The sequence below is a fragment of the Flavobacterium hibisci genome (assembly GCF_020026925.1).
GTDB lineage: Bacteria > Bacteroidota > Bacteroidia > Flavobacteriales > Flavobacteriaceae > Flavobacterium > Flavobacterium hibisci.
Window position 1 is genome coordinate 1 of sequence record NZ_JAIQDW010000004.1, and the last position, 10,615, is coordinate 10,615.

Consider the following 10,615-nt stretch of genomic DNA (forward strand, 5'->3'; position numbering starts at 1 on the left):
CTTGCCTAAAAATCAGTCAAAAAAAGGAAAATCATCTTTAAAGCCGAATTCCGAAAACCGAATTAATTTTTTATAGCTATCTTAATTTTTTATAAACGAAAAGAAGCTGTCCTTTTGAGACAGCCTCTTTTGGTATTTTTAGAACTAAATTAGTTCACTAATACTTTTGCTGTTTTTATTCCTTCTGCAGATTCTGCTTTTACAATATAAACACCATTATTAACAGATAAACTTACATCTTCACTAGTTTGAGTAGATTTAACCAATGCGCCTGTTACGCTATACGCACTAACTTTAGTAGCTGCATTTACATTTGCGACATTGATTTTACCATCTGCACCAAATATAGTTACTTTAGAATCTGTTTGAAAATTATTAGTTGAAAGTGTGGCTCCGGAAACTTCAATCTTATAAACTGCAAAAGAACTATCCCCATAAATATAAACCAAACCAGAATTTGTAATATTAACGGTAACTACATTAGATAAATTAGCAGTTACGTCATTAGTAACTGAACCGCTTCCATATAGAGCCGTTCCATTTGATACATAAAGAGTACGTGTAGTAGGCGCTGATCCATTACTAGGTATCCCTGTTGTATGTTTTATCCAAGCTTTAACCGTACATGGACCACTTGCATTGAAACTAAAATAACGAACAGTAGGCAAGAAAGTATTAGCTGCTGCCGCACTTGAACCTCCAGTACTTGCTCTATTAGCGCCAACAAATCCATCAGAAAAAGTTTGGCTATTATCTGATATAGCAGCAAAAGCTGAAGAATTAACAGAAGTATTTCCATATAAATTCAAACCACCAACTTTTATTGTATTTGGTGAAGTTCCTGCAGTACTACCCGAAGCACTTGTAAGAACCCCTGCAGCAGGAAACGCTGGACTTGCAATTGTAACGGAACCATTAACACTAACAGTATTGTCACTAAAATTCCAAACTGTAGTTTGAGCATTAATAAATCCTACTGAAAAAAGTAAAACAGTAGTTACATAAAGTAATTTTCTTTTCATAATTTAATTTTATAAGTTTAATAATCAGTGTAATCGATTGTCCAAGTTAAGATTTTTTTTTATTATTTTAAAAAAACATTTAAAATTTATCCATTCCTGATTTAAATTAATTTCACTTACCTCAAAAAACTATAATCATAAGAAAAGCGGGTCCTTGGAAAACCAAAAGACCCGCTTTTTAAAATTAAATTTAAAACTATTTTTAGTTGGTAATCACTTTTACAGCTTTTTGACCATCTTCAGCTTTAATTAAAACAATCCAAACTCCTGATTGAAATTCAAAATCAATATCCTGAGCTGTTTTGAATGTTTTTACTTTAGCCCCTGTAATGGTGTAAATTGCTACTGCCGTTTCTGACTTAACATTTGAAATCGCAATTCTGTTTTTATAAGCCACAACGTTCACAGCAGAAGTTGGCGTATTATCTTTTACACCTAAATTATCATTAGAAATTAATTGTGGCAGTGGATCCCATCCATCGCTTCCTTTTGTGAAATTTAGAGTTGTGATAGCAGTACCATCTTTTAAAACAGGAGCACTTAATACAGGAGAAGTCCAACCGGCACGACTTGCACTGTTATTTACACCAGATTTTTCGTTAGTACCATATTCATACATTTTAGTAGATTCAGCCGAATTTAGAGAATTTAACCAGCCTAATGGTAAAATTAGAGATTGTCCTACATTTCCTGGATAAGTAGAAGTTTCTATAGTTGTATTAAAAAAAACAACTTCACTCGTAGTAGGAGCCCAAGGACGCCCAAAATAACCTGGTTTGGAGCCGTTAACAGATGCTGTTTCAGTTCCCGGAACAGCAGTAGTAACTTTACATTCATACATTAAATATCCTCTTCCTGTTAATTGCTGCGGAGCAGTGATATAACAAACATCACTACTAACATCGCTAGTATTCATTGCCAGGTCTGTTTTGTAGAATACAGCATTCATTCCTCCAAAAATATAATCGGTGCCTCCCATCATCACTCCTTTGTACACCACTACTCTTGATCCAACTCCTCCAAAGAAAGAATCCTGACGACCTATCACTCTACATTTATTCAAAATTACCTTATCGATATTGTTATCAATAGCAATTGCAGCAGCTCTTTCAACAAATGATTTGTTCTGAACATCAGTGCTGCCTAATATAGTTGGACGAGCTCCTTTACTTCCAACTGCCCATTGTACTACAATATCTTCAGATTCTTTTTTAGAAATATATTGATTGAATGAATTTTCAAAAATAATATCATTCGCCTCAAATCCATTTGCTTTTACAACAACTGTAGCATTCCAGTAGGAACCGTTTGTTGTTCCATCGCCTTTATTTTCATAAGACAAAGCACCATTTTCCTTATTTACTTTTAAAACATTAGCATTCCATTTCTGATCAGGTGCCATACTGTAATAGTTGTATCCTGTACCGTAGTAAGAAGTAATTCTGACAGCATTAGCATCGATATCCACACCTTTGTTTAATAACTTAATGTTTGGAGTAGAAGCAGCATTTTTAAGCGTTACATTTGGTTGTGTAATTACCAGCATCTCTTCGTAATTTCCCGGATCAATCATAATCGTAACACGTTCTGTAGCTGTACGTGTCATTCTTTTAACATCTGCAAGGGCCGCGTTAATCGTTTTGTAAGGCTTATCTGTACCTACTGCAAGCATTGAAGTATAAGGCAAACTACTTGTAGGGGCCGGAGCCTCAAAATCAAGCGTTTTAGAAACAGGTGCATTATTTACTTTCAAGTTAGACGTTAGTGTCATTACAACTACAGTATTATCTAATCCAGTATATGAAATGCTGTATGTTCCATTGCGCAGGGCTATTCCTGAAACTGAATTAAAATTATAGACATAACCGCTTTCGTTTAAGTTTGTGAAAGTCAATTTCAAATTGCTAATTTGAGAAGCGTTTAAACCTGTTGTATTAATCGTTACAGGATAAGTTTGTTTTGGTGTAAATGCCAAATCAGTAGTAGTTGCAGCCGTTACAGTAATTGTATTTGCCAGCAATTGATAATCGTTTATACCTTGTGCCGAAATTGTGTATTGCGTATTTGGCTCCAGGTTTACATTATATGTAGCATTTGCATTATTTACAACCGGTTTAGGAGTATATATTTTATTTGCTGTCGGATCTGCCACATAAGTCAGCCCTGTCAGTTTCGAAATATCTGAACCTAATCCCGTAATAGCACCTGATGCAGTATATGTCTCTACTTTCTTAACACTTACATTATGAATAGTAGTCGTGTTCGTCACCGATAAAGTGGCTCCACTATTAACAACATATTCATCAGCGTTTACCAAACTTATTTTATAGTCAAAGCCAGAAGGTAAGCTTACGTTGTAGGAACCTGAAGTAACAGGAACTGTCCATGCTTTTCCAGCTAAATTTTTAAACAATAATGAGTAGCCAGAGATTCCAGCAGCCAAAGTTTCGTCTATTGCACCAGTTACATTAATATATGTTGCAGGTTTTCTGTAAATCCTGTAATAATTTCCCTTTCCACCTAAACAACTTATTTTAAAGTCACCAGCTTTTTTTGCCTGAAATTTAGCCAAAGTAACCAAAGTACCAGAAGTGACTAATGGAATAAGTTCAGTCTGACCAGTAGCAGCGCTTGCGATAGTTAAGTTATTATTAGAAAAACCTGATTCAATACTTGCAACAATAGTAACCTCATCATCTTCGTTCGCTGTTAAAGTAAAAAATCGTGTAGTTCCATTAGCAGCAGCAACACCATTACAATAATATCTTGCAGTATAATTCGGATCTGTAGTTCCTATTGAACCTGTTTGATAACGAGTAATAGGATTATTAACGGCATCAGGATTAGTTGTATATAATCTATCCTTGTCTCCTGTGGTCAGTTTCAGACCATTTGAAAATGTAAATGTTCCTGTAGGTATAAGATTATCTGACGAACCAACAGCAACAGATGAAGGATACCAGGAATTAATATTGGCAACAGTTAGATTATTATTATATGTATTAGTATTTAATGTTTGCCCCCCTAAATCCCAAACATCAATTTTTCCATTTGAAACTACTGATTTAGCAGCGTTTTCAACGCTCATTCCATGAATATAGATTTCTGCAGCAGGATTTGCCGGATTAATTAATTTTGCTGTAACAATTCCTTTAGCACCCGTATAAAAAAGACTGAATGATTCACCATCTTTTGCATTTTTTACCTTAAAACTTCCTAAAAGAGTATTAGATGAGTCCCTAAATTCTAAAACAGCATCGGTAGCTCCGTACAAACATCCTGTTACAGTAATAGTTGCATTACCTGCTACTGCTATATCAAATGAATTTCCGGCATAGAAAACGCCACCGTGTGCAGTATCGTGAAAACCAAATTTTACAGCATCAGTAGTCGTATTACTTTTTATGGTAAGCATACCGTCATTTGTAACAAAGGTATTGTAACGTAAAGAAGTATAAGCTGTCTGTGGCATTTCTGAGCCATCTGTAAAATTATACGTGTACGTTTTTCCAAACTCTGGTGCAGGAACAATACTATTGTCTTTAATAGTAATTGAATATGTTTTTGGATCAGTTGCGCTATTGGCATAAGTAACTGTCATTACATCTCCATTAACACTTACTGAAGCAATATCACCTGTTACTACAGGTGTAAAAGTAGACAAAGCGCTACCATTCAAATTAATTCGCACTGATGCTTTATCGCTTGTAGCACTAATTACAGTACCAGCACTAACGCTAACCGTAGCATTAGATGCAGCATCAATTCCGGATTGAAGATTAATAGTCGTTCCGTTTATAACAACAGTACCAGTTTTTTGTACATAAGAACTTAATGAAACAGGATAAGGTACAGGAGAAACCTCAATGTATGGCAAATAATTGGTTGCTCCTACACTTTCAAGCGTAACCGTCCCGGCAGTTCCTACATATAAAATATTAACATAAGTTGGGGCCCCATTACTAAAAGTTGTTCCAGTATTATTATTAACCGTCGTTACATCAAAAGCACCAGTTGCACTTGTTGCTTTTATAGTACCGCCTGAATACTGATCAGTTGCTACTCTAATGTAACTATTTCCTGCAACTTTAAGGGTAATTTTGTTTCCAGGCTGGAAATAAATTCCATGTTGAGTGCCGTGGTAAGCTTTAGCAGTAGCCTCAATCTTAAATAATCCTAATTCATAAGTTCCTCCCACATAGGTTGATGGGATAATACTCTCGTTTCTTAAATCAAATGAATAAGCAATATTTTTTTCAGCCGCTGTAAAATTTTTACCAAGCTGGGCTGGTATTACTTCTATTTTAGGAAGGTAAATATCATTTCCTGTACCCGCAACAGCTTTAAAGTTTAAAACGGCGGCAAGCCCTGAGTAAACAAACTCATAAGTGTCAACTTTATCATTGATTACCTGAGTGTTCATCGTTCCAAGATTTGCACCGGTAGAAGCAGTACCAGTAAGTTTTAGACCCGAATATTTGGATCCAAGGAATCGAATTGTACAACTTCCTGTAACAGAAATATTGATTTGCTCATCGACTTTTAAATCCAATCCATAGCCACTAGAGCTTTTGTCATGCCAGATATAGGCGTCTCCCAAAGTCAGTTTCCCATCAGTGCTTTGCTTAGCGGCAATGATGGTACCGTCGGTAAAATCATAGGTAACTGCATTCGTAATCTGACCCCGTACAACGGAACCAAACAGAATCAATACCAGAAAAAAGAGATAGTTTTTCTTCATAGTTTAATTTGTTAATAGTTAAGGTTTAGTTTATAAAAAAAGTTTAATTATACATGTTAATATTTAGAATTCAAAAGCCCCTAAATCAGGCAAAGTTCCATTAAAAGGCAGTCCAACATTGACTCCTTTATTGATCATATCACTATCTGCTTTTAGATGAAAGAAAGTAACATCCGGCAAACTGCCATCTGCTTTTCTTGCTCCTAATAATTGGATATAATCAATACTTGTAAAATCATCAGCCGTGACGGTTATTCCGTTTTGCCAACTGTTATTGGTTATATCTGTAGCAGTTGCAAGTGTAGTTCCGTAAGCGCCTAAAACATTGCTATTTTTAATAATCAGTTTTGCTAAAGGATTTGTATTGCTAAAAGAATAATTTCTGCCATTCTCATAAGCAGAACAGTTGTAAATGGTCACTTCTCCCCTATTGCTATTATGATCAAAGCCATCAGCGACATTTCCAGCAGCTATACAATTTGTGTACTTAGCGTTATGTTTTAACAACTTATCATCACTTCCTCCCGTTTTGAAACCGTTTCCGTCTCCGGCTCCTTTGGTTCCATCTTTAAGATAACCATTTTTGACCGCCCAGCAGTTTTGGTAAGTTGTAGAAATATTATCCGTATCTCTTAGATAACCATCCCATCCATCATCCAGATTTTGCCATGCACGGCATCCTATAAATTTGTTACCAGTACCTGCATTTAGTTTACAGGCAAAGCCATCGGCATTTTCAAGAGTCGCATCAGCATTGAAATAAGAATCGCAATTCAGTACTGTATTATTTGCAGCACCATTATCTAATTGTAATCCTGAATCTGCGCACTCAGAAAAAGTCATAAATTCGATTATATTATTACTTCCTGTGATCTGCATTCCGTTATCACCGGCATTATAAATATCAATTCCTTTAATGTGCCAATAATCAGCTTTTAAAACAATTCCCTGATTAGAAGAACTTTCCGCCATAGAAGAAAAATCAAATTTTGGCCTTGCTGCACCGTCTTTCGCTTTAAGCGTAATTATTTTGTCTGCAGTCCCGGAAGTTGCTATCGTAATTTTTGAAGTCATTGCATAAGTCCCTCCATTTAGAACAATTGTTTCACCTGCCTTAACTTTGCTAAGAGCTGTAATCAGCTCAGCAGCTGTTGAAACTTCGTAATTAGCCGTAGGAATTGAAACCTCTTTAGTGTCATCATCCTTTTGACACGAAATCAAAGCGAAAAATACCAGAAGCCTAAAAATTGTTTTCATATCAATTTATTAAAATTAATCTCATTAAAAAGATTTCTATTTACTAAAAAAGACATGCATCAATATAAAATTTCAGCATGTCTCTTTATTAATTAATAGATTAACTTATTATTTAATCCAACGCGGATCACCAACCTTATTATCAATCAAGGTTTGATTACTTATAGTAAAATCTCCCCCTGCCGCATTAGTAAAACCTGGATTTAAAGCAGTACCTGCTGTATCAGCTCTTAGAGCATTTGTAACTGGTCCCGTGTTAAGTGTAACTGCATTAAAATAATTATTATTTCCAAAAGTTGGTGTAGCTGTTGCAGCATTATTAGTAAATCTGGCAATAGTTTCAGCAAAAATAGAATTAGTTATTGTCGAAGCATTTGAAACAAAACGAACAGCTATAATATTATATACACTATTTGCTATTGTATTTGTAACCCCATAAAAAGTACAACTATCAATTAAAACAGTAGTTTTAAGGGTAGTACCTGTTCCAGATCCTACACCAGCATCTTCACGAATGAAGGCTCTTTGTGTAGCACATCTATTAAAAGTACTTGTTCTAAATTCAATAGTTTTTACAAATGAAAACCTAAAATCAATAAAATCACCGAAGGTAGTATTTGTACACACATCTGTCAGGATTGAATTTTCAACAACAATTGAGTTCACTTTTGCATTCACACTAACTGAATTTGAGACTAAAGATTTTTCATAACCATGAATATTACAACCGCTGATTAAAATATCCTGAAAATCTGTAGCTGTTGCAGCTGAAATAGTAATTACACTACCTTCTGCAATACCAGTCCCATCCAATTCCAAATTTAATAACGAAAGATTACTTGCTTCAGAATTAAGTGTTATTTTATAATGTAATACGGGTTTGGCTTTTCCAGGGATACCACTAATCGTAATTGATTTTGCTAATTTAATATCAGTTTTCAGAGTTACACCGTCAACATCATAACTTTTATAATCACCAGGCTCCAAAAACAATTTTGCTCCTGAATTAGCATTTGCGATAGCTACTAATAAATCTTCTGTATTTTTTACCAAAATACCATCTCCTACATCAATACCAGTTGTAAATGTTGTAGCACCTCTTTTCTTAGTGCCATTAAACAAATTTGCCTGATAAACAGTTTCCGGACTCAATCCTGTGATTGCAGCAATCCCAGCTGTTTTTTCTTCTGCACTTATAGTATGGGTAATATCACCTGGAGTAAGAACAATTTTGGTAACACTACTATTAGCAGCCCATCTTAAGATAGCAGTTTTAGCAGCTATATCAGTTTCCTGAATTGGCAAGAAAATTTGTTCAGACAATGTATTAGCTGTAGTCATAGTCCACTTAGACTCTCCTAATTCATCAGCACTAACAGCTTTAACTCTTATTGAATAAAGTGTTTCTCCTTCTAAAGCTACAGTCACTGGCAATTGAGCAGCGGTTACGCTTAATTCTTTAAATATCGTACCAAAATTAGGATCATCTGCACTAAACTGAACCACATAGTGATCGACTGATTCTTTCGTATTCCAAACTAATTCAACAGAAGTTTGATTACGCACAGTAGCTTTCAAACCAGTTGGAGAAAATTCACGATCAACATTTAATTCCGTAATAATATCTTCTGTATAACTATCACAGCTTCCAGCAAGTATAACCGCCATTGAAGCGACGATTATTCCTTTAAATATATTTCTTTTTTTCATAATTTCTTTTTCTACATTAAATAATCAGACAAAACTATTATTGATTTGGATACCCATAATCATTGACTAATTTTCCATTACTGTTAGTAATAAAGTATAACCAAATAGGCCAGAACTGATGATTATCCGGATTAATACCTGTTTTATACACAGAATTAATTTTAGCATCATTCAAATTATTCCATGTAAAAGCTGTATAATCAGCGCCCGGATTTGTAGATTCACCACGATTTAATCCATAAATCTGTAAGATAGTAGTATTATCTTGCCCACTATATTTAGACTCATTAGCCACATCTTTCACATATTTATAATATAATGTAGCAGGTACATCTAAATATTCATTAGCTCTATCTCGTAAATTAGTCATTTTTGTTTTCGACTCATCCAATTTTGTTTTTAGCAAGTTCCAACGAATTAAAGCTTGCTTACGTTCCATTTCACCGGTAAACTCAAATTTATGTTCTCTTACAATAGCATCAAACATAGCTTCTTTTGAAGATAATGCATTTATATAAGCATCAACTTTAGTCGCCTGATCAGCAGCAGCAAAAGCTCTTTTTCTAATTTCTTTCAAATATGGCGCAGCAGCACCGAACCCTTCTAATTCATTAGCTGTTTCTGCTGCAATTAACAATACTTCAGCATAACGCATATATACTTTATTTATTCCATCATCACTTGCAGCAGTAACTCTTCGTTTCATCCATTCATAACGATATTTACCAAAATACCATGTATTTAAAGCTACCAATTCCTGTTTAGCAATACCATTCACAGCAGTACCCCAACGATAAGGCACACAAGTCACATCTCTACGAGTATCTTTTTCATCAAAGTCATAAAAAACAGTAGGTAATGGTCCAGCTGTACCACCTGGACCTGTACCATTTGCCTGAAATTGATTTGGTGACTGATTTTTAATTGCAAAACTATACAAGACACGCCCACGACCTTCTGCAAACGGGATCTCCCAAAGCGATTCTCCTCCTGCAGTTATATAATCCTGGTTTACATTTTTCCAAAATCCTTCAAAAGTAGCGTTTAACTGTGCTTTACCACTTTGAATTACCGAACGTGCTTCACTTAAAGCTAAAGCATACATTTTAGCAACAGATAAATCAGGGTCATTACTTCTACGAATTCCATCAGGGTATTGCTGGTACCCTGAAGCTACTAAAGCCAAACGTGCTCTTAATCCTTTCACAAAAGCTTTATTAATACGTTCAACTGTTGAAGTTGCAGATGTTTCATTAGGCCAGGCTACCAAGTTTGAAGCTTCTCCTAAGTCTGCAATCAATTGTTTATAAATTACATCACGATTCGTTTTAGGAAGATATAAAGTTTCGTTGTTGATAGGCAGGAAACGATACGGAACATCACCCCATGCTTTCATTAAATCAGCATAATAAATAGCACGTAATGTTAATGCTTCACCTAAAAGCTGTCCCATTTCTGTTCCTGGTAATGGATTTCCATATTGACGAAGACCTTTGACAGCAATATTAGCACGCTCAATACCGCCGTACATAGAAGCCCAGGCATTATCATAAGTATTCATTTGACCGTTATCTATTCTTGCATCATAAGTGGCCAAGTCAGATTGTGCGGTAACGGATTGAGAATTATTATACCATTCTGCATCTGTATTCATCCCATAAAATGGTATAAAACGACCACGATACGAATTAGTTTCTCCAAAAGGTACTTTAATTGCATCAATAGCACCTTGAGCTAAACCCGGAGTAGAAAAAATTACAGATTCATCTAATGTTGATTGAGCTGGAGCTTCTAAATAATCATCTCCAAACTCTTGACAGGCTGTAAAAAATGTAGCCAAAGCTAATCCTGCAATTATTATTTTATGTTTCATTTTTTGTAGTGC

Annotated in this window: 5 protein-coding genes; all 5 read right to left on the reverse strand. The window is 35.1% G+C overall.

The features are described 5' to 3' along the window. Positions 1-149: 149 nt before the first annotated feature. The gene (locus tag K8B81_RS05525) at positions 150-1,022 is read right to left on the reverse strand and encodes a T9SS type A sorting domain-containing protein (protein ID WP_223679711.1); all 873 of its coding nucleotides are present in this window, start codon (positions 1,020-1,022) and stop codon (positions 150-152) included. A 202-nt stretch (positions 1,023-1,224) separates the two neighbouring features. Beyond that, positions 1,225-5,763, reverse strand: coding sequence for a hypothetical protein (locus K8B81_RS05530; RefSeq protein WP_223679713.1), 4,539 nt, complete (start codon positions 5,761-5,763; stop codon positions 1,225-1,227). Between the two features lie 63 nt (positions 5,764-5,826). Then, a complete protein-coding gene (locus K8B81_RS05535; protein ID WP_223679715.1) occupies positions 5,827-7,020 on the reverse strand; it encodes a right-handed parallel beta-helix repeat-containing protein in 1,194 nt (397 codons plus the stop codon). Between the two features lie 108 nt (positions 7,021-7,128). Next, complete coding sequence (locus tag K8B81_RS05540) at positions 7,129-8,730, reverse strand: DUF5123 domain-containing protein (RefSeq protein WP_223679717.1); 1,602 nt, start codon at positions 8,728-8,730, stop codon at positions 7,129-7,131. Positions 8,731-8,767: 37 nt separating this feature from the next. Continuing rightward, positions 8,768-10,603: a RagB/SusD family nutrient uptake outer membrane protein gene (locus K8B81_RS05545; RefSeq protein ID WP_223679722.1), complete on the reverse strand. Its 1,836-nt coding sequence runs from the start codon at positions 10,601-10,603 to the stop codon at positions 8,768-8,770. Positions 10,604-10,615 lie beyond the last annotated feature (12 nt).

Excerpts from the sequence above, each read along its gene's own strand:
- K8B81_RS05525 (WP_223679711.1), bottom strand. The coding sequence starts at position 1,022 with ATGAAAAGAAAATTACTTTATGTAACTACTGTTTTACTTTTTTCAGTA.
- K8B81_RS05530 (WP_223679713.1), bottom strand. The coding sequence starts at position 5,763 with ATGAAGAAAAACTATCTCTTTTTTCTGGTATTGATTCTGTTTGGTTCC.
- K8B81_RS05535 (WP_223679715.1), bottom strand. The coding sequence starts at position 7,020 with ATGAAAACAATTTTTAGGCTTCTGGTATTTTTCGCTTTGATTTCGTGT.
- K8B81_RS05540 (WP_223679717.1), bottom strand. The coding sequence starts at position 8,730 with ATGAAAAAAAGAAATATATTTAAAGGAATAATCGTCGCTTCAATGGCG.
- K8B81_RS05545 (WP_223679722.1), bottom strand. The coding sequence starts at position 10,603 with ATGAAACATAAAATAATAATTGCAGGATTAGCTTTGGCTACATTTTTT.